General features: G+C 42.0%; 25 protein-coding genes and 1 pseudogene. 14 read left to right on the top strand and 12 right to left on the bottom strand.

The genetic code is table 11. From position 1 onward, the window contains the following. Positions 1-50: 50 nt before the first annotated feature. Entirely contained in the window at positions 51-608 is a 558-nt protein-coding gene (locus tag H6G96_RS03090; RefSeq protein WP_190910093.1) for a hypothetical protein, read from the bottom strand. Between the two features lie 563 nt (positions 609-1,171). Between H6G96_RS03090 and H6G96_RS03095 the strand changes: the two genes are divergently transcribed. The 5 genes and pseudogenes from H6G96_RS03095 to H6G96_RS03115 all read left to right on the top strand — a co-directional run. Continuing rightward, entirely contained in the window at positions 1,172-2,251 is a 1,080-nt protein-coding gene (locus H6G96_RS03095) for an amino acid ABC transporter substrate-binding protein (protein WP_190910094.1), read from the top strand. Positions 2,252-2,341: 90 nt separating this feature from the next. Then, positions 2,342-3,268 carry an ABC transporter permease subunit gene (locus H6G96_RS03100; RefSeq protein WP_190910095.1) on the top strand — a complete coding sequence of 309 codons (927 nt, stop codon included), beginning with the start codon at positions 2,342-2,344 and terminating at the stop codon, positions 3,266-3,268. A gap of 165 nt (positions 3,269-3,433) precedes the next feature. Further along, positions 3,434-4,630 carry an amino acid ABC transporter permease gene (locus H6G96_RS03105; protein ID WP_190910096.1) on the top strand — a complete coding sequence of 399 codons (1,197 nt, stop codon included), beginning with the start codon at positions 3,434-3,436 and terminating at the stop codon, positions 4,628-4,630. A 65-nt stretch (positions 4,631-4,695) separates the two neighbouring features. Further along, positions 4,696-5,436: an amino acid ABC transporter ATP-binding protein gene (locus H6G96_RS03110; protein ID WP_190910097.1), complete on the top strand. Its 741-nt coding sequence runs from the start codon at positions 4,696-4,698 to the stop codon at positions 5,434-5,436. Positions 5,437-5,517: 81 nt separating this feature from the next. Continuing rightward, positions 5,518-5,784 (top strand): annotated as a pseudogene (locus H6G96_RS03115) (XisI protein); the annotation flags it as partial. 206 nt (positions 5,785-5,990) lie between these two features. Here the strand turns inward: H6G96_RS03115 and H6G96_RS03120 are convergent. After that, positions 5,991-6,173: a hypothetical protein gene (locus tag H6G96_RS03120; RefSeq protein WP_242063155.1), complete on the bottom strand. Its 183-nt coding sequence runs from the start codon at positions 6,171-6,173 to the stop codon at positions 5,991-5,993. 182 nt (positions 6,174-6,355) lie between these two features. Between H6G96_RS03120 and H6G96_RS03125 the strand changes: the two genes are divergently transcribed. Further along, on the top strand, positions 6,356-7,741 hold the full coding sequence (locus H6G96_RS03125) for a hypothetical protein (RefSeq protein ID WP_190910099.1): 1,386 nt from the start codon (positions 6,356-6,358) through the stop codon (positions 7,739-7,741). 123 nt (positions 7,742-7,864) lie between these two features. On the opposite strand, the gene H6G96_RS03130 is transcribed toward H6G96_RS03125, so the two are convergent. The 8 genes from H6G96_RS03130 to H6G96_RS03165 form a co-directional block, all read right to left on the bottom strand. Then, positions 7,865-8,260 (bottom strand): type II toxin-antitoxin system VapC family toxin, encoded by a 396-nt coding sequence (locus tag H6G96_RS03130; protein WP_190910100.1) that lies wholly within the window; start codon positions 8,258-8,260, stop codon positions 7,865-7,867. Continuing rightward, on the bottom strand, positions 8,247-8,510 hold the full coding sequence (locus H6G96_RS03135) for an AbrB/MazE/SpoVT family DNA-binding domain-containing protein (RefSeq protein WP_190910101.1): 264 nt from the start codon (positions 8,508-8,510) through the stop codon (positions 8,247-8,249). Before H6G96_RS03135 ends, H6G96_RS03130 begins: the two co-directional genes overlap by 14 nt. A gap of 154 nt (positions 8,511-8,664) precedes the next feature. Beyond that, positions 8,665-10,068: a ferredoxin:protochlorophyllide reductase (ATP-dependent) subunit N gene (locus H6G96_RS03140; RefSeq protein ID WP_163939065.1), complete on the bottom strand. Its 1,404-nt coding sequence runs from the start codon at positions 10,066-10,068 to the stop codon at positions 8,665-8,667. Positions 10,069-10,218: 150 nt separating this feature from the next. Next, positions 10,219-11,019 (bottom strand): DUF5331 domain-containing protein, encoded by an 801-nt coding sequence (locus tag H6G96_RS03145; RefSeq protein ID WP_190910102.1) that lies wholly within the window; start codon positions 11,017-11,019, stop codon positions 10,219-10,221. 32 nt (positions 11,020-11,051) lie between these two features. Beyond that, positions 11,052-11,918: a ferredoxin:protochlorophyllide reductase (ATP-dependent) iron-sulfur ATP-binding protein gene (gene bchL / locus H6G96_RS03150; RefSeq protein ID WP_190910103.1), complete on the bottom strand. Its 867-nt coding sequence runs from the start codon at positions 11,916-11,918 to the stop codon at positions 11,052-11,054. A 650-nt stretch (positions 11,919-12,568) separates the two neighbouring features. Then, positions 12,569-12,823: a TIGR02450 family Trp-rich protein gene (locus H6G96_RS03155; protein ID WP_190910104.1), complete on the bottom strand. Its 255-nt coding sequence runs from the start codon at positions 12,821-12,823 to the stop codon at positions 12,569-12,571. Between the two features lie 75 nt (positions 12,824-12,898). Then, on the bottom strand, positions 12,899-13,273 hold the full coding sequence (locus H6G96_RS03160; protein ID WP_190910357.1) for a hypothetical protein: 375 nt from the start codon (positions 13,271-13,273) through the stop codon (positions 12,899-12,901). Positions 13,274-13,345: 72 nt separating this feature from the next. Continuing rightward, complete coding sequence (locus H6G96_RS03165) at positions 13,346-13,489, bottom strand: hypothetical protein (protein WP_242063156.1); 144 nt, start codon at positions 13,487-13,489, stop codon at positions 13,346-13,348. 257 nt (positions 13,490-13,746) lie between these two features. On the opposite strand from H6G96_RS03165, the gene H6G96_RS03170 reads away from it, so the two are divergent. Then, positions 13,747-14,121 (top strand): hypothetical protein, encoded by a 375-nt coding sequence (locus H6G96_RS03170; RefSeq protein WP_242063157.1) that lies wholly within the window; start codon positions 13,747-13,749, stop codon positions 14,119-14,121. Positions 14,122-14,347: 226 nt separating this feature from the next. After that, positions 14,348-16,966: an ATP-dependent chaperone ClpB gene (gene clpB, locus H6G96_RS03175; RefSeq protein ID WP_190910105.1), complete on the top strand. Its 2,619-nt coding sequence runs from the start codon at positions 14,348-14,350 to the stop codon at positions 16,964-16,966. A 361-nt stretch (positions 16,967-17,327) separates the two neighbouring features. On the opposite strand, the gene H6G96_RS03180 is transcribed toward clpB, so the two are convergent. Further along, a complete protein-coding gene (locus H6G96_RS03180) occupies positions 17,328-17,894 on the bottom strand; it encodes an SRPBCC family protein (RefSeq protein WP_190910106.1) in 567 nt (188 codons plus the stop codon). Positions 17,895-18,305: 411 nt separating this feature from the next. On the opposite strand from H6G96_RS03180, the gene H6G96_RS03185 reads away from it, so the two are divergent. The 4 genes from H6G96_RS03185 to lpxD all read left to right on the top strand — a co-directional run bounded on the left by H6G96_RS03185 (position 18,306) and on the right by lpxD (position 21,248). Beyond that, positions 18,306-18,500, top strand: coding sequence for a hypothetical protein (locus H6G96_RS03185; RefSeq protein WP_190910107.1), 195 nt, complete (start codon positions 18,306-18,308; stop codon positions 18,498-18,500). A 161-nt stretch (positions 18,501-18,661) separates the two neighbouring features. Beyond that, positions 18,662-18,826: a rubredoxin gene (gene rd, locus H6G96_RS03190; protein ID WP_190728888.1), complete on the top strand. Its 165-nt coding sequence runs from the start codon at positions 18,662-18,664 to the stop codon at positions 18,824-18,826. A 51-nt stretch (positions 18,827-18,877) separates the two neighbouring features. Beyond that, a complete protein-coding gene (locus H6G96_RS03195; RefSeq protein WP_190910359.1) occupies positions 18,878-20,119 on the top strand; it encodes an NAD(P)/FAD-dependent oxidoreductase in 1,242 nt (413 codons plus the stop codon). A 73-nt stretch (positions 20,120-20,192) separates the two neighbouring features. Then, entirely contained in the window at positions 20,193-21,248 is a 1,056-nt protein-coding gene (lpxD, locus tag H6G96_RS03200) for a UDP-3-O-(3-hydroxymyristoyl)glucosamine N-acyltransferase (RefSeq protein WP_190910108.1), read from the top strand. A gap of 149 nt (positions 21,249-21,397) precedes the next feature. Here lpxD and H6G96_RS03205 read toward each other — a convergent pair whose 3' ends face one another. Then, positions 21,398-22,303 carry a CoB--CoM heterodisulfide reductase iron-sulfur subunit B family protein gene (locus tag H6G96_RS03205; protein WP_190910109.1) on the bottom strand — a complete coding sequence of 302 codons (906 nt, stop codon included), beginning with the start codon at positions 22,301-22,303 and terminating at the stop codon, positions 21,398-21,400. Between the two features lie 418 nt (positions 22,304-22,721). On the opposite strand from H6G96_RS03205, the gene acpP reads away from it, so the two are divergent. Continuing rightward, positions 22,722-22,976, top strand: coding sequence for an acyl carrier protein (acpP, locus tag H6G96_RS03210; protein ID WP_190728891.1), 255 nt, complete (start codon positions 22,722-22,724; stop codon positions 22,974-22,976). 284 nt (positions 22,977-23,260) lie between these two features. Continuing rightward, positions 23,261-24,511: a beta-ketoacyl-ACP synthase II gene (fabF, locus tag H6G96_RS03215; RefSeq protein ID WP_190728892.1), complete on the top strand. Its 1,251-nt coding sequence runs from the start codon at positions 23,261-23,263 to the stop codon at positions 24,509-24,511. Positions 24,512-24,740 lie beyond the last annotated feature (229 nt).

A 24,740-nucleotide genomic window follows, 5' to 3' on the forward strand; every position in this document is an offset into this window, starting at 1 on the left:
TATAGTGAGGGTATCACTTTGGAGTATAGCTATTTAAGTGATGATCCGTCTCAGTCGTTGGGAAAACTTCCTCGCTTTTTTCGCGCTTCCATTGCTTTTTCCAGCAAATCTAGCAATCCTGGGGCTTCTTCTTGAATACTTAGTAACAATCTTTCTCCAAGTTCTATATTCCCCGGATCAAAACCTGTTGCCATAACTTCTTTCAGGCGAGGTATTGCTATGCTATCCACAATCTGAATTAACCCACTCAGACAACGGTGAAATTGTTTTTCTGTGAGAATCGAGTCTTCTAGAGGAAACTCAATAATGGCACGAATCTCGCCATCTGATGGGTCGTACTCCCATTGCAACATTTTGGTTTCCCAAGAGATGGCAAGCATTGTCTGTAGGATAATTCCCTTGTGAGGATGGTCTTGAATTCCTGACAGAACTTGAGGGGCGAATACCCGGAAAAATTTCCCCTCTTCATCCAGTTGAACAACTATTAGGAAATCTTCTAGGTTATCAGCCTCCACACCTGTTATAATCCGGTCTTCTTCATCATCAAAACGGTAGTCCCAACCAAGGTTGTCTAAATAGTTGGCAATCTGTTTGAGGTTAGCTCCCATAAAAGCCTCATAAGGAACGATGGAGCAGCTGTTACCAGACTTAGTTTAACCTGCTAGGGGTAGTTGTTTAGGTTGGTGTGGCTACAAGCGATCGCATCAAAGTATGCAATTAAGGAATGAGGCATTGGGCATGGGGCATTGGACATTGAAGTGAAGATAGAAAAAACAGACTTTCATCTTGGGCTATGAATGATATTTTCTAGGGTTCTCTTGCTTATTATTCAAGAAGCGCTCAACGCGTTTTTATAAATTTTATTCAGTGAAGGATATAAAACTAATTCACTGAAATTTTAATATTATCTTCCAGGTCTAATGAATGTATTGCTATATCAAGTATGGTAGCAGTAAATTAAATAAAAATCGGAAGCTTAAGCAAAGTTGAGGGATTTACACTTACCATCTGAAGGTTTTGAAAAAATAAGTAAAAACTTAAATTAGCGTTTTTCAAAGCGAATAAATATAGCACAAAGACTGGTAGAGTTTTATATTACAAGCAGCAAAATATTTTTACTGAATAATTGTAGTGAAAAATACATTTTTTATTGTAGATATCAATGAAGTTTATGCGTAAATCAGCTTTAATCCTGGCGATCGCACCTTTAGTCTTTGCGATCGCTGCTTGTGGTGGAGATTCAGGTCAAATAGCAAATACACCCGGCACTCCAGCCAGTAATCCAGCCCCACCAGCAACTCGAAATCGCTGGGATAGTATTAAAAGTCGTAGTCAGCTAACTTGCGGTGTCAGTGGCGAAGTTCCAGGGTTTAGCTTTGTGGGAACTGATGGTAGATATAGCGGTATAGATGTAGATATCTGTCGCGCGATCGCCGCAGCTTTATTTGACAACCCAGACGCAGTAGAATTTCGCAATCTCAATTCTAAAGAGCGGTTTACAGCTTTGCAAACTGGCGAAGTAGACATTCTCAGCCGCAATACTACCTGGACACTTAGCCGCGATACCTCTGTAGGTTTAGAATTTGCACCTGTGGTCTTTTACGATGGACAAGCCATAATGGTTCGCAAAAATAGCAACATTAAGTCCCTGGCAGACCTTAAAGATAAACCTATCTGTGTTCAAACTGGTACTACTACCGAACAGAACTTAGCAGATCAAATGCGGAAACGGAGCCTCGCATACAAACCCGTTGTCTTTGAAGACGTTAATGTTACCTTTGCTACCTATGCTCAAGGGCGTTGCGATGGTATTACAGCTGATCGTTCGGCATTGGTTTCTCGGCGCACGACTCTACCCCAACCAGAAGATAACGTGATTCTTGAGGAAGTGATTTCTTCAGAACCCCTTGCGCCAGCAGTTGCCAAAGGTGATGCTAGGTGGGGTGATGTTGTTAAATGGGTTGTTTATTCCCTGGTAAAAGCTGAAGAGTTGGGTATTACTTCCCAGAATGTGGGTCAGTTTGCTGCTAGTAATGACCCAGATATTAAGCGTTTTTTAGGAACCGAAGGCAACCTTGGTGAAGGACTAGGCTTAACTAACGACTTCGCAACTAGAGTAATTAAGCACGTTGGTAACTACGCCGAAATTTACGATCGCAACCTCGGTCCCAAGACAAAACTCAATCTACCTCGTGGTCAAAATCAACTCTGGAACAAAGGCGGACTGCTTTATTCTCCACCATTCCGGTAGGGAGTTAAGAGTTAGGAGTTAGGAGTTAGGAGTTAGGAGTTATTATTCTCCCTATGGCTCTTGTACTCAATGACAAATGGCAAATGACAAATGACAAATTCAAAACCACCTTTATGGCGTGATGTCCGTTTTTGGCGCATTGCTTTACAATTCATTGCCGTATTGTTAGCAGTAATTGTAGTAGTAATACTGTTGGGCAATCTCAATCGGAATTTGCAGCGATTAGGTATTCCGTTTGGCTTTGATTTTTTTAAGCAACAAGCATCTTTTGATATTGGCGAGACGCTAATTCCCTATAAACCCACTGACCCCTATACTCATGCTTTGTGGGTGGGATTAATTAACTCCTTGCGGGTGGCGCTTGTAGGAATTTTGCTCACAACAATTGTAGGAGTAAGTGCTGGGGTTGCCCGACTTTCTGACAACTGGCTAGTGCGGAATATCACGATGGTTTACGTAGAGATTTTCCGCAATACGCCCTTACTGCTGCAATTGCTGTTTTGGTACTTTGCTGTTTTCCTCAGTTTCCCCAAAACAGAAAGCAAGATATCCCTTTGGGGTTTTATTAGCGTTAGTCAAAATGGCTTAGAACTCCCTTGGTTTACCTTATCCCCAGAGTTTTCAGCTTTGCTGTTGGGATTAACATTTTATACGGGTGCATTTATCGCTGAGATTGTCCGAGGTGGGATTCAATCAGTAGCTAGGGGACAATGGGAAGCAGCGCGATCGCTAGGATTAAAACCAGGGTTAGTTATGCGGCTGGTAGTTTTTCCCCAAGCTTTGCAGGTAATAATACCATCATTGACGAGCCAGTATCTTAATTTGACGAAAAATACCAGTTTAGCGATCGCGATCGGCTACCCTGATATTTATTTTGTCGCTTCTACCACCTATAACCAAACTGGGAGAGTCGTAGAAGTGATATTACTGCTTATACTCACCTATCTCACCCTGAGTTTGACCATCTCTATAGTTATGAATTTCTTCAATCGTAGCGTACAAATTAAAGAGCGATAATACAATTTTAGATTTTACATTTTAGATTGTCTACTCCTACAAAAAGCTAGCTATGCGTAAGTCCTGATAAAGAAATATTTATTGATAATTGCTTTTGCTTTCTATCTGTCGCAATCATCTTTGTAAATTAGTCTAACAGAGATATGGGGAGAATAAATCATTAAGATGACAAGCAATCCAAAATCCAAAATCGTTCTGAACGTAGCCGAAGTCCAAAATCCAAAATTGTTGTGGTTGCGTAAAAACCTGTTCAATACTTGGTACAATAGCTTATTAACTGTTGTCTGTTTAGTATTGCTGTTTTGGGTAGTGCGAGGAATTGTAACTTGGGCAACTACTCAAGCACAATGGGCGGTAATTCAGGTTAATTTACCTCTATTTTTAGTTGGTAGGTTTCCTCAAACGCTATATTGGCGAACTTGGATTGTGCTGGCGATCGCTTCAACTTTAGGCGCTATAACTGTGGGTATATTTTTTAATAAACAACAGTTAACTAAGCGTAAAATTTATTTTTTTGCTTTTATAACTGGAGTTTTATTAATTTTTTTACCGCTAGCCTTTACAGCCCGCCTATGGTTACTATTAATTACAGTTTTGCTAGTTGCAGGTTTTTGGTATGGAGGAAAGTTTACTAAGTTAATAACTCCTTGGCTTCCTCTATTATGGTTAGTGTCTTTCCCCGTTATTCTTTGGCTACTCGGTGGTGGATTTGGATTACAATCTGTATCTACAAATTTATGGAATGGTTTGCTACTTACCCTACTGATGGCAGCAACCAGTATTGTACTTTCTTTTCCCATTGGAGTTTTACTGGCTTTAGGGCGTACAAGCAATTTACCCGTAGTCCGTTGGTTTTCCATCCTGTACATTGAAATCGTCAGGGGAGTACCATTGATTGGGATTTTGTTCCTCGCTCAGATAATGCTGCCATTATTTATATCAGCAGATGTGCGTTTAGATCGGGTAGTACGAGCAATTGCTGGATTAGTTTTATTTAGTGCTGCATACATGGCAGAAAACGTGCGCGGTGGACTCCAATCAGTTCCTCGCGGGCAAATTGAAGCCGCAAAAGCACTAGGATTAAATACAGCCTTCGTGGTTTTGTTTATCATCTTACCTCAAGCCTTACGTACCGTTATCCCTGCGATCGTTGGTCAGTTTATCGGCTTATTTAAAGATACTTCACTATTATCTTTGGTGGGATTAGTAGAATTAACAGGTATTGCCCGTTCCATATTGGCACAACCACAGTTTCTTGATCGCTATAAAGAAGTTTATCTTTTTATTGGAATTATTTATTGGATATTTTGTTACTCAATGTCGTTGGCTTCTCGGCGATTAGAGAGACAGTTGAATAATTAGTCATTAGTCATTAGTCATCATTAGTCATTATAAAAATAATATTCATTATTTGGACTTTAAATATTATGTCAGAGGTACAATCAATAATTATTGCTGAAGATGTTCACAAGTGGTATGGTAAATTCCACGTTCTTCAGGGTGTGAGCTTGACAGTTAACCGTGGAGAAGTAGTAGTTTTGATGGGGCCATCTGGTTCAGGTAAATCTACCTTTATCCGCACATTTAATGCTTTAGAAGAATACCAACAGGGAAAAATTGAAATCGACGGTATTATCCTCAGCCATGATTTGCGAAATATTGAAACGATTCGCAAAGAAGTGGGAATGGTATTTCAGCAATTTAATTTATTTCCTCATCTCACAGTGTTGCAAAATATTACTTTAGCGCCAATTTGGGTACGGCGATCGCCAAAGGCAAAAGCCGAAGAATTGGCAATGCAACTATTAGAAAGAGTTGGAATTTTAGAGCAGGCGCAGAAATATCCAGGACAGTTATCTGGTGGACAACAGCAACGGGTAGCGATCGCTCGTGCTTTAGCCATGCAACCCAAAATTATGCTATTTGACGAACCCACCTCAGCCTTAGATCCAGAAATGGTACGAGAAGTTTTGGATGTAATGCGAAATCTCGCCCGTGATGGAATGACAATGGTAGTCGTCACCCACGAAGTAGGATTTGCGCGTGAAGTCGCCGACCGAGTTATTTTAATGGATAGCGGTTCCCTCGTCGAGTCAGCCACCCCTGACGCATTTTTCAGCAACCCCAAAGAAGAAAGAACACGCAAGTTTTTGTCACAAATTCTCTAAAACCTCTGCGCTACTTTGCGCTTCCCTCTGCGCCCCTCTGCGTTTCACTTCTAATAATATTGAACAGGAGGCAATAGACCAATGGCAAAACTAGACGAATATCGACAATATATTAAAAATTTACTTCAACAACACGCTAGTACTGTTTGGGATAATCACATTCAAGCACAGATAATTTATGATACAGAACACGATCATTATCAATTAGTTTATGTAGGTTGGCGTGAGCAAGACCGCATATATGGGCCTGTTCTTCATCTAGATATTATTGACGAGAAAATCTGGATTCAGCAAGATAGGACAGAGGTAGGAATTGCTAATGAATTGGTTGAATTAGGTGTCCCAAAATAAGATATTGTTTTAGGTTTTCAGTTACCATCCGTGCGTAGATATACAGACTTTGCTGCTAGTTAATTGAACTTATTGAAAATAGCGATCGCTCTCTTGTTTTGCTTTGTATTGTTTGGTTAAAAAAGAGCGATCGCTTTAACTAAAAAAATATGCCAGCCTCAATAACCTTTATTGCTCATAATGATATTTGCAAGTTACAATAATCAATCTTCTTCAACTTCATAAATTTGGGTTTCAAAGACAATTTTTTCGTATTCATCTAAATAAACAAAAACTAAGTTACCTTTTTTGACATTTTCTAAAGCTTTGATTATATGTTTTTTGTTCGTCTCTAATTTCAGAATATAGGTAGTTTCATCTTCTTCAGATGGTGGTTCAACTAGCATAATGAATTGTACGAAATCTTTCGCATCTTTCCCACTCTATTTTAACTGTATCTGAGTGAGATGAATTTGAGCGATCGCTTTTGTTTATTAACGTGGACGGTTCGTTAAAAGCGATCGTTAGACAACACATTAATGTGGGAATACTAAGTAACGTGTAAATATTTAGTAATTAAGAGAAGATTATGAGTATACCTTTGACAGTAACCTTTACACTTGCTAGTTGGATTGTTAAAGGACTCCAAGATGGGACTTTAGAAAGGGTTGGGGGTGTAATTATAGAAACAGGGAGCAAACATATTGTTACCTGGTTAAGGGAAGCCAATAATTCTCCAGTTCTAGCACCAAGTTCTTCCCCTAACAATTTACTCAACCTTGCTTTCTCCGGTGCAAATCTTGTTGCTTCTGGGGTAAATGCTGCTGCTACAAGAGAAGGATTAGCTGATGTCAGTGGACGTTTAGGTGGAGTTGAACAAGCAAGTTTAGGTAACATAGCTGTTTCAGGGGTAAATCTGATTGGAACAGTCGCTAATGCGGCTATTTCTGGGAAGGGCTTCACCGATGTCAATGGACGTTTAGATGGGATTGAAAGTCAGTTAGGGGAAATTGGGCAGAATCTGCAATTAACTCAAGGGATTTTGCAGGTAACTACTGCTGCTAGCGTACTTAATCTAGGTGTTTCAGTAATGGGCTTTGCTGTAATAGCACAGCGTCTCAATGAGCTAGAAAAACGCTTAAAACAAGCAGAAGAACTATTGAACAAAGTCAACCGCAAAATCGACCTTAGTTTTTATGCTAATTTTAGTGCTGCAATTGAGTTGGCAGTTAATGCCTTCACGATGACTAAACCTGAAAATCGTAGAAGCAGCGCTTTGCAAGCTATAAATCGTTTCCTAGAAGCAGAGCATATTTATACTGAATATACAGATATCGAAATTGAGCAAAAAAGTCAAATTGCTGATGAGTATTTGCTAACTTTATCTTTAGCCTACTTAGCTGAAGCACGTTGCTATTTAGAATTAGAAGAACATGATACAGCACTTCGCCGCTTCCAAGAAGGTGCTAGAGTTATCCGTTCTCGTATTCAAAAATATGTTGACCTTTTGCTTACTTCTAACCCAGGAGCATATTTACAACCTCAGTTCAAAGGTCAGATTGATTTGCGAAGACTAACACGAATTTACCAATGGATTGACCCAACTTTAGATGAAAATGCTGTGTTTGATCTGCAACGAGATAATTTGTTTAAAATGGCACAAGACCCTAACAAATGGTTAGATTCACTGCCAGCAGCAATTTTAACTCGCGTTGAGGTTCAAGCCGGTTGGTTTGGGCCGAGTCAGGATGATTTGAAGCAAGAAGCTTACAAACGTCTTCCCCAAGTATTTGAAGTAATGGAATCTATGATTGAAACCAATCGCCGCTTTGAAGCATATCAAACAGAATTGCAAGCAATTTCCCAATTAGGAATCAGCTTTCATGACTGGCTTAAATTAACTCCGTCTACAGAAGTTAAACCAGAGGGTGCAAAATTAATGTATATAATTCCGTCCAAACCTTTAGAGTTATAACCTTCCATGTGAACTAAGTACAGCATTTAATTCGCTACGAATGAAATTTACCAAGACTCCACGTTCCCCCGCGTTTAAAAACGCTACGATTCTAAGTAAAGCTGTACTAAGTCACCTATCTTCCTAAATCAAAGGCTTTTTAACTTCGCACTGCGTCAGCCCCTTCGTTCTTTTGAAAAACTTTTCATCAAATGTATAAAACTCAGAACAGTGCTGGCTTTGAGCTAGATGAAAACCATCAGCAAAATCTAAGCCATTTTCATGCCACTGGATTACTTGAACAACTAAACTAAGATTAGTCAAGTAAATATTAGGTAAACCAAACAAGTTTCTCAAAGCTGTACATATCTCATGTGGTTTAAACTTGTATGCAAACCTTAATACCCATTCAGTCTCAAGTATTACGGTATCTGCAATAAAAATATCTTGAGTCTGGAAAATTTCTCTGCTCTTTTGAAACTGTAATTCATCATCTTGAGTCAAAAATCTAACAATTATATTTGTATCAACTGCAATCATGCCACGATTCCTCTACACCTTGGCGAATTGCATTATCCATATCCTCAAGAGTTTTGGGTTTCCCTTGATATTTTAAGCAACCTGCTACATCATCTAACTTAGTTTCTGGAAGAAGTTTCTTAGGCTTTAAAAGAATTCCATCACCCATATCGACAATAATAAATTCTTGACCTACTTCCCATTGATGAGCTTCCCGCAAAGATTGGGGAATAATTACTTGTCCTTGGGGAGACAATTTTGTAATTTCCATTAACTTAAAAAGTAAAAAACTAAGAGTAATATAAAAATTTTAGCATTTTTGATTATTACCATTTCTCCTCTTCCCTGCGGTTCGTAAAAAAAAGGCGAACCCAAAAGTTCGCCCGTAACATACTATTATGCTGTTGCTCAATCCAAACCCAAATTTAAATCTTTGCTTCTTCTCTCACCAACTTATCCCAACCCAAATCTTTCAAATTATTATTCCGACGCAACGGACGAGTCACTAACTCTAACATGTCACGCGCATTCGTAAAGCCGTGAATTTGAGCAAAAGTGAACTCTACAGACCACTTTGTATTAATACCGCGTGCTTCCAATGGGTTAGCATGAGCCATACCAGTAATTACCAAATCTGGTTTCAACTCATAAATCCGTTGAAGTTGATTGTAATTATCCGGCTTCTCTACAATCCTTGGCAGAGGTGAATTCATTTCCTGGCAAGTTTTCTCCAACAGCGCCAACTCAGCAGCTTGATAGCGCTTATCCATGTATGGAATGCCGATTTCGTGAACAGTCATCCCACAACGGATTAAGAATCTTGCTTGGGAAATCTCCAGCAAGTTATCACCCATAAAGAATACAGACTTACCGCGAATTAGTTTCACGTAATCTTCCAAACCTGCCCAAATTTGTGCTTCCCGTTCATCCAAACCCTTGGGAGTAATACCGAACACCGAGCAGATTTTCTCAATCCAAGCGCGGGTGCCATCGGGGCCAATGGGGAAGGGTGCGCCAATGAGTTTACACTTGCGGCGGCGCATTAAGGTGGTAGCTGTACGGCTGAGGAAGGGGTTGACACCAGCGACATAATAGCCTTCTTCCAGCACTGGCAATTCTGTGAAGCGCTTCGCGGGTAGCCAGCCGGAAACTTTGATGCCTTGTTTTTTCAGTTCCAAGGTTAACTGAGTAACTACGGGGTCAGGAAGAGAGCCAAAGAGAACTAAGGGTGGATGATCTACGTACTCAGATTCATCTTGGGCGACATCTTCTTTCTTTTTACCGAAGTTGAGCAATTTTGCGATCGCATTACGTTCACTTTTCTCTGTTTCCGCCACAGGAGCCTTATCAGGACAACGGTTAGCCATTGCTGCTAATACGGTGTCTTCTCCCTGGGTAAAGGCGTAATCTAGACCATTTGCCCGCGCGACAACGATGGGAATACCAATTTCGGATTCTAGCTTCGGTGCTAAACCTTCCAAATCTGTTTTGATAATTTCCGTGGTGCAAGTGCCAATCCAGACAATTACACTAGGATTGCGATCGCGTTTAATTTGCAAGCACAACCGCTTTAACTCTTCATAATCACTCAGTTGTGCTGAAATATCGCCCTCTTCCAACTCTGCCATTGCATAGCGGGGTTCAGCAAAAATCATCACCCCCATCGCATTTTGCAGGAAGTAGCCACAAGTTTTTGTCCCAATCACCAAAAAGAAGCTATCTTCAATTTTTTGGTATAACCACGCCACGCAGCTAATTGGGCAAAAGGTATGGTAATTTCCAGTTTCACATTCAAAGCTTAAAGCTTCTGGTTGTTGAGCGACAGTCATTTTGGTTTTTTCTCCCCTTGATATTCAAGTTAGGAGTTAGGAGTGATGAGTTATAAATTATGAATTATGAGTTTTTATGATCAACTCTTAACTTGTAACTCTAACTTTTCTAAACTCTAAACTCTAAACTCCTAACTCCTAACTTAGTAATTAAGCGTTGGGGAAGAGGCGGGCAATTTCTGATTCATCAAAAACGCCTGCTGGCAGTTCTTCCCCTAAAAAATCGTTATTGTCTTCAGCTTTTTGCAAAGCTGTTTCATCACCCCAGACATCTGATAACACGTCTTTAAACGCATTCTCATCTAATGAACTATCTCCAAGCGCCTCGTCTTCGTCTTCATCCAGCTTGATTTCCATTACAGCTGTTGTATCTGTATCGAAGGCAATTTCCCCAAACTCATCTGCTTCTAGACTAGAGGTTTCAAGAGACTCATCTTTTGAGGTGTATCCGTTGGATAAGGAAATATCGCCAAAGTCATTTTCGGTTTCCTCCAACTCGCTGATTTCCAGATTTTGCTTATCAGAATCCAGGATTGCGAACTCTTGAACTACTGCTACCGATGTAAAGCCATTTGTATGAGAATCTGTTAATGTTTCTTCTTCAGGCTTCTCATCAGTTACAGCTACTGCTTCTTCTACGTAATTCTCCGGTTCTGGGTTGACGATAAAGCGATTACCTAGAGCGAAATCTGGGTCAAAATGCAAATCTAGCACTTCAATCAGCGTATCGGCGTCAGGATTAAGTTTGGCAAAGGGCAACATTAACTGCGCTAGCTTTGGCTCTAGGGCGTTAAGAACTCCCAGGATGAGGTAAGAAGGTGGTCGCTTCCCGCCATCAGGGGTGTACACGGATTCCACTTGCATATGCAGGGTAATCCAGTCTCGATTGTTCTGGAAAAATTGCAACCACTTTTGCTTTATTGAATCTGTAAAGCTGTGAAAGAAAGCCATATTATTGTCCCCCATCCTGAGAACTTGGTGATTTATACAATCATCAAGTCTAGTTCCTCTTCTGAATTAGGAACCTGGGGTTTACCCGGATTTAGATAAAAATCGGATAACAAAGAGAACAACTCACGATCTGGTGTGTCATTAGGCACAACACCTTCAGGACGCGCCAGAATTTGGTCAGCGATGTTGAGATAGTAGTCGCAAACGTAGTCTAGGGAATGATCTTGCTCTGCCATCTCAAACAAAGTTTTACCCTTCACACGCGAAACACGGATATCTTCAATTAAAGGTAAAACTTCCAAAACTGGCATTGGCACAGCTTCTATATATTTTTCAATCAAGTCGCGTTTGGAGGTGCGATTGCCAATCAACCCAGCTAGACGCAGTGGGTGAGTTCGTGCTTTTTCGCGGACTGAAGCAGCAATCCGATTAGCGGCAAACAAAGCATCAAAGCCGTTGTCTGTAACAATCAGGCAGTAATCTGCATAGTTGAGTGGTGCTGCAAAACCACCGCAAACTACGTCACCCAAAACGTCAAAGAGAATTACATCGTATTCATCAAAGGCATTGAGTTCCTTAAGTAATTTTACGGTTTCACCAACTACGTATCCACCGCATCCAGCACCCGCAGGTGGCCCACCAGCTTCTACGCAATCAACACCGCCATAGCCTTTATAAATTACATCTTCAGGCCAGACATCTTCGTAGTGATAATCCTTTTCTTGGAGGGTGTCGATAATTGTCGGAATCAAAAACCCAGTCAGGGTAAAGGTACTGTCATGTTTGGGGTCGCAACCAATTTGCAGCACTTTCTTGCCACGTTTAGCTAGGGCGACTGATATGTTACAGCTAGTTGTGGATTTACCGATACCACCTTTTCCGTAGACTGCTAGTTTCACTTTTATTTGCCTCTTATAGCTACTTGTCAAACTTGTGGCTCAAACATTTGCCTTCACCTTTCCTGAGATGGCGATGCGTGAGGTCTGTGAATGTCATTATTGGGCAAATTACCTAGAAAAGAAAGTGGCTGTTAATCTGTAAAACGGTATTATCCCATGAATTAGAGCTTAATTATCGGTATTTTGGTTTTAATTGATTTAAAAGGCATATTTAGCTCTAAAAAATATCTATAAAAAGTTTTTATTACTGATTTTTATAAAAATAGTTACAAAATACAAAAAATTAAAATCCGCTTTTTTAATGGTTTTCATAGAATTAGCTGATGGTCAGACAATGTTTTTTCAAGTCATTGGGGCATAGGGGCAAGGTTAAAGAGAGGTATATGCAGCCTAATGCTAGAAATAGCATTGAAATTTGCGTTAGCGTAGCTCACCGTACCACTTAGTGGAAGCAAGCTACGCGTAGCGTCTCGTAGAGAAGGTATCGCCGATAAATTGCCAGTTTTCAGTCGGTAGTCATAACCATTTAATTGCTGATTGAGAGTAAGTTACTGTGGTTTTGTAAAAAATTATTAATTTATCAAATAAGGAGGCGCAGCCCACTAAGGGGCATTCCCATTCAGAGACTGGGAACGAAGGAGCGAGGCAAATCAAGACACCTCGGTTTCAGTCCCGTGGATTTCCTGTAATGTTTGCCAGCCAGCTTGCCACTGGGAGTTATCTTGTAATAATTTGGCATTTATCCAGAAACGGACTTTCGGATCACAAGCAGCAACCATTTCGGCGTAAACCCAGTTAGCCTGATTTTTCCGATTGACTACTTGAAAGTGCCGCCAGCCATCAACTTTTTGCTGTGCCGTCCACTTAGAACCAACTAGGTAAGGAAATTTTTGTTTTTTAGTCATTAGTCATTAGTCATTAGTCATTTGTTAATGGGTATTGAGAAAACATTTTCTTTATCCCCAGTGCCCAGTCCCTAGCTAAGATGTCATCAAATCACCGTTACGGGTAAACTTGTGGCAATGCAACTCATTATCTTGCTGAACACATAGCGAAAACCATCTGATATGACTCCAGCAGGTGTTGATGTTGTTGGTAATTTTGCGCTTTTTCTTGGAAAGGCGTTGTCTTACGACTTCATTAGGGCAAAGAATCTCTAACGTCCCTGTACCATCTTCTTCATCGACAATGCGAAATAGACAGTCTTGCAACATGGCACGGCTACTGCTGTCGAAGAACCGCTTAAATCGCTGTAGCTTTTCCCCTTCAGTCATTTGGCTGATGGGTTTGATTTTAAATAGCTCTTCATCCTCAAAGTCAAAGTTATCATCTTCAAAGTCGTAGGGGTCTATCATTTTCAGCATCCACTAGGCGACCTGGGATCATGGTAACTCTGTGTGGGGGCAGGAGGAGAGTGTCATTACTTTTTATCGTCGTGCTTTTAAACTCTGGCTGAGTGCTAGTTTGATTCCAACTAGAGCATTTTCTTCTGGCGTTAGTTCAAAAAATTCTGAAACTGTGCCAACCTTCCAGCCCCTTGCTTCTAGACGTTCCTTTTTAAGTTGATCCATCACTAATACTGTGTATCTGTATCGTATTTACTCAATCGCTTTTTACGTTACCCATACATTCTAAGAAAAAAATAGTAAGCTTTAGCTTTCGGGGGTAAGCTGTTTTCAATGCGATTAAGTGTAGTTGACCTTATAAAATATCTACTTGACCATTTCACATCTTTTAAACTAATTTTACCTGCTCCAAATCTATTACTTGGGAACAATTTTCTTTAATAAGTATCTCTAAAATATCATCAATATTAATCGAAAAAGCTTTGAGAGTTTCTTTGATAGCTGCTTGTGAATTCTGCCAATTTTTTGATGCTGATGGTGAAAAAAACTATCGCGCCATTGCAGGGGATGAGCACTCTGTTGGCAAAACTGCGGGGCAAGCCCTAGATGCGTTAACTACTCAGTTGGGTGAAACAGAGTTCAGCGCACTGCTTGTCATTCAAAACTTTAGCTCTGACCCGTTTTTTAGCGCTAAACAACAAAAACGGTTATCGAAATTGATGAGTTTATGGCGGTTAGGACGAGATCAGGGGCAAGGATTAGCACCAGAGCAACAAGCAGAGTTGGATACTTTGGTTGAAGCTGAATTAAGAGCAGCAGCCAAAACATCTGCATTGATACAGCAAGAGAGTTTGTGAATCGGTATTACGCTGCGATCACTGGGTGAGCCAACCATCGTTGTGAGTACTGCCAATGGGAAATCGGAACTACGGGAAAATACGACTTTTACAAGACGTGAACACCGATCTAGGCGATCGCTCTGCTGTTCATACAATATCTATTAAGAATAGAAATTGTATTTACTTGGTGTTCTGGTGGTAGCCTGCAACAAGCTGCTGCGCCTTTACGTTCCTGAAAAAGCCTATGCAACCTACTAATCCTAACCAATTCACAGAAAAAGCCTGGGAAGCGATCACCCATACCCCGGATATTGTTAAACAATATCAACAACAGCAAATAGAAAGCGAACACCTGATGAAAGCGCTGCTAGAACAAGATGGTCTAGCAACTGGGATTCTCACTAAGGCGGGTGTTAACCTGCAAAAACTGCGTGATCGCACTGAACAATTTTTTCAACGTCAGCCAAAAGTATCCGGTAGCAGCAGTTCTGTTTACTTAGGACGCAGCTTGGATACACTTCTAGATCGGGCAGATGGATATCGCAAAGAGTTTCAAGACGAATATATTTCAATTGAACACTTATTGCTGGCTTACGCTAAAGATGATCGCTTTGGCAAAGCTTTATTCCAAGAATTCGGTTTAAACGAAGCCAAGCTAAAAGATATTATTAAACAAGTTCGGGGGAGCCAAAAAGTGACCGATCAAAATCCAGAAGGCAAATACGAAGCACTGGAAAAATACGGGCGTGACCTTACAGAAGCCGCACGTAAAGGTCAACTCGATCCAGTGATTGGGCGAGATGATGAGATTCGTCGCACTGTGCAAATTCTCTCTCGCCGCACCAAGAATAACCCTGTGCTAATTGGTGAACCAGGTGTTGGTAAAACTGCGATCGCTGAAGGGCTAGCACAGCGCATTGTCGCCGGTGATGTACCCCAGTCTCTCAAAGACCGCAAACTAATTGCTTTAGATATGGGTGCTTTGATTGCAGGGGCAAAATTCCGGGGTGAATTTGAAGAACGCCTGAAAGCAGTATTAAAAGAAGTTACTGAATCTGGCGGCAATATTGTTTTATTTATTGATGAAATTCACACCGTTGTCGGCGCTGGTGCAAGCCAAGGCGCGATGGATGCTGGTAACTTGTTAAAACCGATGTTGGCGCGGGGCGAATTGCGCTGTATTGGGGCGACAACTCTAGATGAATACCGCAAACATATCGAAAAAGATGCCGCACTAGAAAGACGTTTCCAGCAAGTTTATGTCGATCAACCCAGTGTAGAAGATAGTATTTCGATTTTGCGCGGGTTGAGAGAACGTTATGAAAACCATCATGGGGTGAAGATTTCAGATAGTGCTTTAGTTGCCGCCGCCGTATTGTCGAGTCGTTATATTAGCGATCGCTTCCTCCCTGATAAAGCCATTGACTTAGTAGACGAAGCCGCCGCGAGATTAAAAATGGAGATTACCTCCAAACCTGAAGAACTCGACGAAATTGATCGCAAAATTCTGCAATTGGAAATGGAGAAGCTTTCGCTCAAAAAAGAAAGTGATGCAGCTTCTCGTGAACGTCTAGAAAAATTAGAAAAAGAAATTGCCGATCTCAAAGAAGAACAAAGAACTTTGAATAGTCAATGGCAGTCTGAAAAAGACATCATTGACAAAATTCAGTCTGTGAAAAAAGAGATTGAACGGGTTAACTTAGAGATTCAACAAGCAGAACGCGACTACGATCTTAACCGTGCTGCTGAGTTGAAATATGGTAATTTAACTAGTTTGCATCGTCAATTGGAAGCAGTAGAAGCTGAATTGGCAAGCGCTCAAAAAAGTGGTAAATCACTATTACGAGAAGAAGTCACAGAAGCCGATATTGCCGAAATTATTTCTAAATGGACAGGAATTCCCATCAGCAAGCTAGTGGAATCTGAAAAAGAAAAACTGCTGCATTTAGAAGATGAACTGCACCGCCGCGTGGTTGGACAAGAAGAAGCAGTCACAGCTGTAGCGGATTCAATTCAGCGATCGCGGGCTGGACTGGCTGATCCCAATCGTCCCATTGCTAGCTTTATTTTCCTTGGACCGACAGGTGTGGGTAAAACCGAGTTAGCGAAAGCGCTGGCGGCGTATATGTTCGACAGTGAAGATGCGCTGGTGCGAATCGATATGTCTGAGTATATGGAGAAACACGCTGTTTCTCGTTTAATCGGTGCGCCTCCAGGATACGTGGGTTACGAAGAAGGCGGACAACTTACAGAAGCAATTCGCCGCCGTCCTTACTCAGTGATTCTCTTCGACGAAATCGAGAAAGCACATCCCGATGTATTTAATATCTTCTTGCAAATTCTCGATGATGGTCGCGTCACTGATGCCCAAGGTCATAAGGTGGACTTCAAGAACGCTATTATCATCATGACTAGCAACATCGGTTCGCAGTACATTCTTGATGTCGCCGGAGATAACACTCACTACGACGAAATGCGCCGTCGGGTGATGGAGGCGATGCGGAATAGTTTCCGTCCAGAATTCCTGAACCGGATTGACGAAATCATCATCTTCCACGGTTTAGATAAGAAAGAATTGCGGCATATTGTGCTTTTGCAAGTGGAAAGATTGCGCCAAAGATTGAGCGATCGCAAAATATCCCTCAAACTCTCGGATACTGCACTTGACTTTTTAGCAGAAGTAGGGTATGACCCAGTATATGGGGCACGTCCACTGAAGCGGGCGATTCAGCGAGAGTTAGAAACTCAAATTGCCAAAGCCATCTTGCGCGGTGAATTCACCGATGGCAACACCATCTTTGTAGATGTGCAAAATGAGCGTCTTTCTTTTAGTCGCTTACCTGCTGAGGTGTTTACCAGCTAATTGAAGATCATCTCATATCATGTCCGCATAATTTAGTTGTGATTTCCACAGTCATTGCACCCCACCCCCAACCCCTCCCCGCGCTTGCGGGGAACTCGGGCCCCCCTCTGGGGATTAGGGGCAGCAGGGTGGTTTCATACGAAAAAAGAAAAATACATAAGTCTTGATTTCTCGTTTTATGGCATGGCTTTTTACCCCACTTCCATTCCTCTTCCCGAAACGGAGAGAGGCTTTGAAACGCAGTTTTAGTTTTTCTCTGCTTGTATGAAACCACCCTGCTCTGGGGATTAGGGGCAGGGAGACAAAGCGTAGCTTTGCCGGGGTGGGGTTCTCCGGGTTTGATAATCAAGCGGACATGATATTACGAATTATTTTGTCCCTTACAAATCACTTGTCGCATTTTACGCATATTTGCAGGTAACTCTAAGTTCATCGCTTGTTGAATGAAAATTGATGGAATTGGAATCAGAGGTGTAGCTTGCACAGTATAAGAAAGCAAAGTGCCATTACCGCAATCTTTGAGTTCTAAATTAGCGTTAAAATCCTCAAAAGTCCCTTTTTCCATGCGAAATTGGATTTTTTGCCCCAGCACTTCTACAACGTTGAGGTAAATTTCAACTTGAGCTGTGAAAAAGAAAAAGGCTTTTTGTGCTGCTTGATACAGGCGTTTGACTTCGCCTCTATGTAATATTTCGCTTTTAGTGATATCAGGAAAATATTGTACCCAGCGGGGGTAATCAGTTAATTGCTGCCAGACTTGCGATCGCACCATCGGCACATACATCCACGCAGTCACCGCGCCACCCCAGCTTTTGTGTGATCGCGTTTCTATGAAAATTTCACCCTCTACCAGCAACCTTTGCTTGTCTTGACTCCAAGCCATATCTGAACCTGCAATAATTGAGTCTGAGATATGAGACGCAGACATAATAATTTTAGTTACTCCTCAACTCATCCACCTAATAAAGTTGAAACTATAAGCCATAAAACTTGATTTAGATCCAACCCATTAAATTTTAGTTCCAGTGTAATACCTATCTTTTCCGGAAAGGGTTATTTTTTGGTAATTATTTCAGTCACTTTACTGGAAAACTATATTTCTTATCAGAATTAACATAATTAATACTTAAGTGAGTTTTATCAGAGGAATACTTGTAAATGAAAAACTGCGTTGTTAACAGTTAGAATTGCATAAACACGACCTAATATCAAGCACTTTACCCCAACGTTTGGATAGAGTCTCTCGATTTTTACGTGTTATTTTTGATAAAACTACAACTTCATCGTAATTTCATATTTTATTTATCTGTAATGTCTGTTGAGGTGAGAAAAAAAATAGGTGAGTCAATCTTCTTTAAATCGTAGATTAATCCAGATTTTCGGTATACTTCTCGGCATTAGCGTAGCCGTCTGGTTACTGAGAGGCTTTGGTATTCTCACTTTTATTCCAGGTGGAATAATTTGGCTACTGTTACTAGGAGCGATCGCGATCGGAGTTATCAGTTATGCCCAAAGAACATGGTGGCGTTTATAATTTCATAAATCTACCCAAGGGTAGATACCATCCTAAATACGCTTTTTCGGATGATTTTTATGCCGTAGCCCCGTTTAAGAATTGTAGAATGCCTATTTTGACTCACTGCCAAAAGTATTTAATACTGAAGCAGTGGCAACAATTTACAAGGGGAAACGAACATGGCAAAGTATATATGTACTCTTTGTGCCTATGAATATGACCCAGAAGTAGGCGATCCAGATGGCGGTATAGAACCAGGAACAGCCTTTAAAGATATACCAGATGATTGGGTATGTCCAACTTGTGGTGCGACAAAAGAAGACTTTGAACCTGCTGAAGAGTAAAGAGAACAGCTAGCCTAGAGAGTAGGTGCTGTAAAAGAGATATTTTTGAAATTGTTACCGTTACAAATTGTAGTTATTGGGGGCGGGGCAGCCGGATTTTTTGGCGCGATCGCTTGTGCTAAAGCCAATCCTGATGCAGAAGTTACTTTACTCGAAGCCAGTCGTCAACCACTGGCGAAAGTGCTAATTTCTGGTGGTGGACGCTGCAACGTTACTCACGCTTGTTTTGAGCCTGAAGAGTTAGTGCAAAATTACCCCAGAGGTGCAAAAGCTTTGCGGGGTGCTTTGACTCGCTTTGGCCCTCAAGATACAGTAGCTTGGTTTGCTGCTGCTGGAGTCTATCTAAAAACTGAAGCTGATGGTCGGATGTTTCCTGTCACCAACAGTTCAGAAACCATTGTGGAATGTTTAATTAAAGCGGTGGCGAAATCTGGAGTCAAACTCCGTATCGGTACACACGTAACTTCAGTGAAAACCGCAGCAGATAAGGGGTTTGATATTCTTCTGAAGTCAGGAGAGACAATTAAATGCGATCGCCTGCTTCTTGCTACCGGCAGCAGCCTTGTGGGTTATAAAATTGTCAGAGAGTTAGGCCATAAAGTTGAACCGCCAGTACCCTCGTTATTTACCTTCAACATTGTCGATCCTCAGTTGAGGGAGTTAGCTGGAGTTAGCATTAATCCTGCCCAATTGCGGTTATCGGCGGGCGGAAAATCCAAATTACAACAAACTGGGCCATTGCTAATTACCCACTGGGGTTTGAGTGGGCCGGCTGTTTTGAAGCTTTCTGCTTGGGGTGCGAGAGTTCTGTACGAAAGCCGCTATCAAGCCACATTATTGATTAATTGGCTGCCTGATTTGCAACAAGAACAAGTGCGAGAAAAAGTTTTAGCTGTTAAGGATGAATGGGGAAAGAAAGCGATCGCATTGCATCGCGGGGTTGATTTACCCCATCGTCTCTGGCAATATATCATTGCTCGTGTAGGTATTACCACAGAAGACCGTTGGGCAGAAATATCTAGTAAAACCTTAAATCGACTGCTGCAAGAACTTACTCAGGGACAATACTTAATCAACGGTAAAGGAGCCTTCAAAGAAGAATTTGTTACCTGTGGCGGTGTTAATCTCAAAGAAGTCAATTTCAAGACGATGGAAAGTAGATTAGTTCCTGGTCTTTATTTTGCCGGAGAAATCTTAGATATTGATGGCGTGACCGGTGGGTTTAACTTCCAAAGTGCTTGGACAACTGGGTATTTAGCAGGCGTAGCAATGGCGACTAGTGAACTTGACTAAATAATTACTAATTCGTAATCCGTAATGGGAAAATTGTCTTGCCATTGCAGATCAATTTTGAATACACCCAACAATGAAATTCAGCGAAATCCTCCACCAATTTGGTGATGCCGTTACCAATCATAGCCTGACTATCAACCCAGACCATGACCCAGAAATTACAGGGGTAGCAGCCATTGATGAAGCTACCATTGGTACTCTCAGTTACGTAGAAGGGGCAAAATTTGGGTCTTTTATCAGTAAGACTGATGCTAGTGCTTTAATTTTGCCCCAGGACGAAAAATTACAGGTGCTTGCACAAGAAAGCGGTATTGTCTGGATAGCGACCTCAGATCCGCGACTGCTGTTTGCCAGAGCGATCGCACTTTTTTACCAACCATATTGCCCCATCCCAGAAATTCATCCCACTGCTGTGATTCACTTTACGGCAAAAGTTGGTAATGATGTTTACATTGGCCCCCATGCTGTGATTCAACAGGGGGTAGAAATTGGCGATGGCGCAATTATTCATCCCAATGTGGTGATTTATCCAGATGCCAAAATAGGCGATCGCACCACCTTACACGCCAACTGTACCATCCATGAACGCACCCGCATCGGTGCAGATTGCGTGATTCACAGTGGTGCTGTCATCGGTGCAGAAGGCTTTGGTTTTGTTCCTACCCGGACTGGTTGGTTAAAAATGGAACAATCCGGGCATACAGTATTAGAAGATGGCGTAGAAGTTGGCTGCAACAGCGCCATTGACCGCCCAGCCGTCGGAGAAACACGAGTAGGACGTAATACAGTAATTGATAACTTAGTGCAAATAGGTCACGGTTGCCAAATCGGTTCTGGCTGTGCGATCGCAGGTCAGGTTGGCATGGCGGGGGGTGTTAAACTAGGAAATCGCGTTATTTTAGCTGGACAAACAGGAATAGCCAATCAAGTGAAGATTGGAGATGGGGCAATGACATCTGCTCAAACTGGAATTCACAGCGATGTTGCACCAGGAGAAGTTGTCTGCGGAAGTCCAGCCATTCCTTATAAGCTATATCTCAAGGTATGCGCTGTTTATAACCGCCTACCAGATATGTATCAATCACTAAAACAATTACAACGTAAATTCAAAGATAGCCCTGGCGACTAGAAGTCGCGGCTACACAGACAAAACCCACGCAGGTGGGTTTAAAAGTTTTTATTAATTAGGGTTTGCTGAGAATTAGACCGCGCTGTAGGGGCAATTCATGTAGCCGAAGGCTTCCCGCAGGGTATTGCCCCTACCTTGCACTTGATAAACTAGAATCCTAACTTTTCCAGCACTGGCTTTGTGGAAACAACGTGGCGTTCTAAACCCAGTTCTTTTGGACTTACACCAAGTGCCAAAGCAATTAACTGAGATAAATGCAACACTGGTAAACCTAGCTTCTGCTCAATAACCTTTTCTACCTCTGGCTGACGCGAATCTAAATTTAAGTGGCACAGTGGACAAGGTGTAACTATACAGTCAGCACCAGAACTCAAAGCATCTTGAATATGCATCCCCGCCATTTTGAAAGATTGGGTAGTGGCATAGCTAGCAAGGGGCCAACCACAACATTGTGTCCGACCTCGGTAATAAATTGGGGTTGCACCCACCGCCCGAAACATATTTTCCATTGCTTCCGGTTGGAAGGGGTCATCATAAGGCATAGATTTTTGAGCGCGGAGGAGATAACAGCCATAAAAAGCCGCGCATTTTAATCCACTTAACTTCCGGGTGACACGTTTGGTAATTTCCTCTAAGCCGTAATCTGTTACCAAGGCGTAGAGAAGATGTTTAACATCGGTACTGCCGCGATAAGGCGAACAGCCTTCTTTATGCAGCAAACCATTAACCTGTTCAATGTAGGCAGGGTCAGTTGTTTGGCATTCTTTCAGGTGTTCGTTCACATGACCGATAACACCTTGACAAGTGCTGCAATGAGTAAGTAAGGGTAGATTTAATTCTTCTGCTAAGGCAATATTTCTGGCGTTGACTGTATCTTCCAGCAGTTGAGAATCTTCTTTAAATGTGCCAGAACCACAGCAAGCAGCCTTTTTAAGTTCAATCAGTTCAATACCCAGTGCTTGGGTAAGCGCTTGAGTTGACTGGTAAAGTTCCCGACAAGCCCCTTGGGCAACACAGCCAGGGAAGTAAGCGTATTTCAAGGTGTGAGGTAGCATAGAGATATGTTTGGGTTAGAGCGATCGCTCTAAACAATAACTGTTTTATCATTCCTTGTTAGCACCGAAGTTCTGATGTTTGACGTTCAGCGACCCTTTAACCATCTAGGTTCAAAGCCGCAGCATCTACATATTCTTATTGCTAGCAAGGCTTTAAATACTGATCGAGACATTGTAAAAAAAATTAGCAATAATTAGGCAACTGAATCATCTACACGTATCGGCGATGGCGTAAACCGCTCCACTGCCCAAGTGTTCCTAAAAAACTTAGGCAATTTTTTTTAGAAGAAAGGTTTTCTAACAGAAAAACCCTTGGTAGTATACGGGCGATCACGCTTGACGATAAGATGTATATGCTCAAAACAATGTCTCCTCTAAAGAGTAGATCCTAGCAACTGGTTAAGGAATTTTAGTATTTATGAGCCAAACGGAACTTTTTGAAAAGGTCAAGAAAATCGTTAGTGAACAACTGAGTGTTGATGATGCTGCCAAAATCACACCCCAGTCAAAGTTTATGGACGATCTAGGAGCAGATTCCTTGGATACCGTTGAACTGGTGATGGCTTTGGAAGAAGAATTTGATATCGAAATTCCTGACGAAGCTGCCGAGCAGATTATCTCGGTTCAAGACGCAGTAGATTACATCAATAACAAAGTTACCGCATCAGCTTAACTGGGGATTGGGGATTGGGGATTGGGGATTGGGAAGATTTTTCTTTGTACCTAGTTACCCTTTGGGTGATGCTTCTAACGTCGCTAAGTCAGTCGCTCATGGGGCAGCCCTGCGGTCTTCTCTTTGAGACGATACGGGAAGGGTTTCCCCAAGTGCAATAACTGGCGTGTTTCCTAAAGTGATCTTGTGGCTTGAAAATCCCCAAAGCCATGCTGGCTCACCATTACCTACTCGCTAACCCCGAATTTTTTGCCTGCTGCTTTTTCGCCATTTTTAACTGAATCATGACAGATCATACACGTAAACGCGTTGTTGTAACTGGTGTTGGCGCGATTACACCTATAGGTAACACAGCAACAGAATATTGGAATGGATTATTAAGTGGACGCAATGGCATTGACTACATCACATTTTTTGATGCGTCTCGCCATGATTGCCGCATTGCTGGAGAGGTGAAAAACTTCGATCCACATGAGTACTTGGAGCGCAAAGAGGCCAAGCGCATGGATCGATTTGCCCAATTTGGGGTTGCGGCAGCAAAACAGGCTCTATCTAACGCGCAGTTAGTGATCAATGACCTGAATGCAGACCAGGTAGGTGTCATGATCGGTTCTGGCGTTGGTGGCATTAAGGTACTAGAAGACCAGCAAACTATCTACCTCAACCGTGGCCCCGATCGCTGTAGTCCATTCATGATCCCAATGATGATCGCCAATATGGCCGCAGGATTAACGGCAATTCACACGGGCGCTAGAGGTCCAAATTCCTGCCCTGTAACTGCCTGCGCTGCTGGCTCCAACGCTGTAGGCGATGCTTTTCGCTTAGTCCAAGGGGGATATGCCCAAGCAATGATTTGTGGGGGAACAGAGTCAGCTGTGACACCATTATCAATGGCTGGGTTTGCCGCCTGCAAAGCCCTCTCTTTTCGCAATGACGATCCGGCTCATGCTTGCCGTCCCTTTGACCGCGATCGCGATGGATTTGTCTTGGGTGAAGGTTCAGGAATTTTAATTCTAGAAGAACTCCAACACGCCCTAAGTCGCGGCGCTCACATTTATGCCGAAATGATCGGCTATGGTATGACGTGTGACGCTTACCATATAACTTCTCCCGTCCCTGGTGGACTCGGAGCCGCTAGAGCGATAGAACTAGCACTCAAAGATGCCGGGATAACTCCTGAACAAATTAGCTATATTAATGCCCACGGCACTAGTACCCCAGCTAATGATTCAACTGAGACCTCAGCAATCAAAAAAGCCTTGGGAGAACACGCCTATAAGGTGGCAATTAGCTCCACCAAATCGATGACAGGTCATTTATTGGGCGGTTCTGGAGGTATTGAAGCAGTCGCAACAGTATTGGCGATCGCTAATGATCAAATTCCACCGACAATCAACCTGGAAAATCCCGACCCAGAGTGTGACTTAGATTACGTGCCTAACTACAGCCGCGCCCAAAAAGTTGAGGTGGCAATATCCAATTCTTTTGGGTTTGGCGGTCATAATGTCACACTGGCTTTTAAGAAATACGTTTAAAACAAGTCAAAAGGCAGAAGGTAAGAGGCAGGAGCCAAGAGCCAGAATTTAGAATTCAGAAGTTTGATCCAACTCTGCTCGTTTGCCCAATGCCAAATGCCCAATGCCCCATGCCCTATGCCCAAAGTATCAGAAATATCATTCCGATATAAAGTAAGCGTTCAGCATGACCCAATTATCAGCTTGATTTATCACCAGAAACTCAGGAGATCCCGCTTGTCCATCGACA

Origin of the sequence: Nostoc sp. FACHB-892, assembly GCF_014698795.1 — a bacterium.
GTDB lineage: Bacteria > Cyanobacteriota > Cyanobacteriia > Cyanobacteriales > Nostocaceae > Nostoc.

What these genes read in the sequence shown, in the direction of transcription:
- H6G96_RS03090 (WP_190910093.1), bottom strand. Translation starts at nt 608, where the DNA reads ATGGGAGCTAACCTCAAACAGATTGCCAACTATTTAGACAACCTTGGT.
- H6G96_RS03095 (WP_190910094.1), top strand. Translation starts at nt 1,172, where the DNA reads ATGCGTAAATCAGCTTTAATCCTGGCGATCGCACCTTTAGTCTTTGCG.
- H6G96_RS03100 (WP_190910095.1), top strand. Translation starts at nt 2,342, where the DNA reads ATGACAAATTCAAAACCACCTTTATGGCGTGATGTCCGTTTTTGGCGC.
- H6G96_RS03105 (WP_190910096.1), top strand. Translation starts at nt 3,434, where the DNA reads ATGACAAGCAATCCAAAATCCAAAATCGTTCTGAACGTAGCCGAAGTC.
- H6G96_RS03110 (WP_190910097.1), top strand. Translation starts at nt 4,696, where the DNA reads ATGTCAGAGGTACAATCAATAATTATTGCTGAAGATGTTCACAAGTGG.
- H6G96_RS03120 (WP_242063155.1), bottom strand. Translation starts at nt 6,173, where the DNA reads ATGCTAGTTGAACCACCATCTGAAGAAGATGAAACTACCTATATTCTG.
- H6G96_RS03125 (WP_190910099.1), top strand. Translation starts at nt 6,356, where the DNA reads ATGAGTATACCTTTGACAGTAACCTTTACACTTGCTAGTTGGATTGTT.
- H6G96_RS03130 (WP_190910100.1), bottom strand. Translation starts at nt 8,260, where the DNA reads ATGATTGCAGTTGATACAAATATAATTGTTAGATTTTTGACTCAAGAT.
- H6G96_RS03135 (WP_190910101.1), bottom strand. Translation starts at nt 8,510, where the DNA reads ATGGAAATTACAAAATTGTCTCCCCAAGGACAAGTAATTATTCCCCAA.
- H6G96_RS03140 (WP_163939065.1), bottom strand. Translation starts at nt 10,068, where the DNA reads ATGACTGTCGCTCAACAACCAGAAGCTTTAAGCTTTGAATGTGAAACT.
- H6G96_RS03145 (WP_190910102.1), bottom strand. Translation starts at nt 11,019, where the DNA reads ATGGCTTTCTTTCACAGCTTTACAGATTCAATAAAGCAAAAGTGGTTG.
- H6G96_RS03155 (WP_190910104.1), bottom strand. Translation starts at nt 12,823, where the DNA reads ATGACTAAAAAACAAAAATTTCCTTACCTAGTTGGTTCTAAGTGGACG.
- H6G96_RS03160 (WP_190910357.1), bottom strand. Translation starts at nt 13,273, where the DNA reads ATGATAGACCCCTACGACTTTGAAGATGATAACTTTGACTTTGAGGAT.
- H6G96_RS03165 (WP_242063156.1), bottom strand. Translation starts at nt 13,489, where the DNA reads ATGGATCAACTTAAAAAGGAACGTCTAGAAGCAAGGGGCTGGAAGGTT.
- clpB (WP_190910105.1), top strand. Translation starts at nt 14,348, where the DNA reads ATGCAACCTACTAATCCTAACCAATTCACAGAAAAAGCCTGGGAAGCG.
- H6G96_RS03180 (WP_190910106.1), bottom strand. Translation starts at nt 17,894, where the DNA reads ATGTCTGCGTCTCATATCTCAGACTCAATTATTGCAGGTTCAGATATG.
- rd (WP_190728888.1), top strand. Translation starts at nt 18,662, where the DNA reads ATGGCAAAGTATATATGTACTCTTTGTGCCTATGAATATGACCCAGAA.
- lpxD (WP_190910108.1), top strand. Translation starts at nt 20,193, where the DNA reads ATGAAATTCAGCGAAATCCTCCACCAATTTGGTGATGCCGTTACCAAT.
- H6G96_RS03205 (WP_190910109.1), bottom strand. Translation starts at nt 22,303, where the DNA reads ATGCTACCTCACACCTTGAAATACGCTTACTTCCCTGGCTGTGTTGCC.
- acpP (WP_190728891.1), top strand. Translation starts at nt 22,722, where the DNA reads ATGAGCCAAACGGAACTTTTTGAAAAGGTCAAGAAAATCGTTAGTGAA.
- fabF (WP_190728892.1), top strand. Translation starts at nt 23,261, where the DNA reads ATGACAGATCATACACGTAAACGCGTTGTTGTAACTGGTGTTGGCGCG.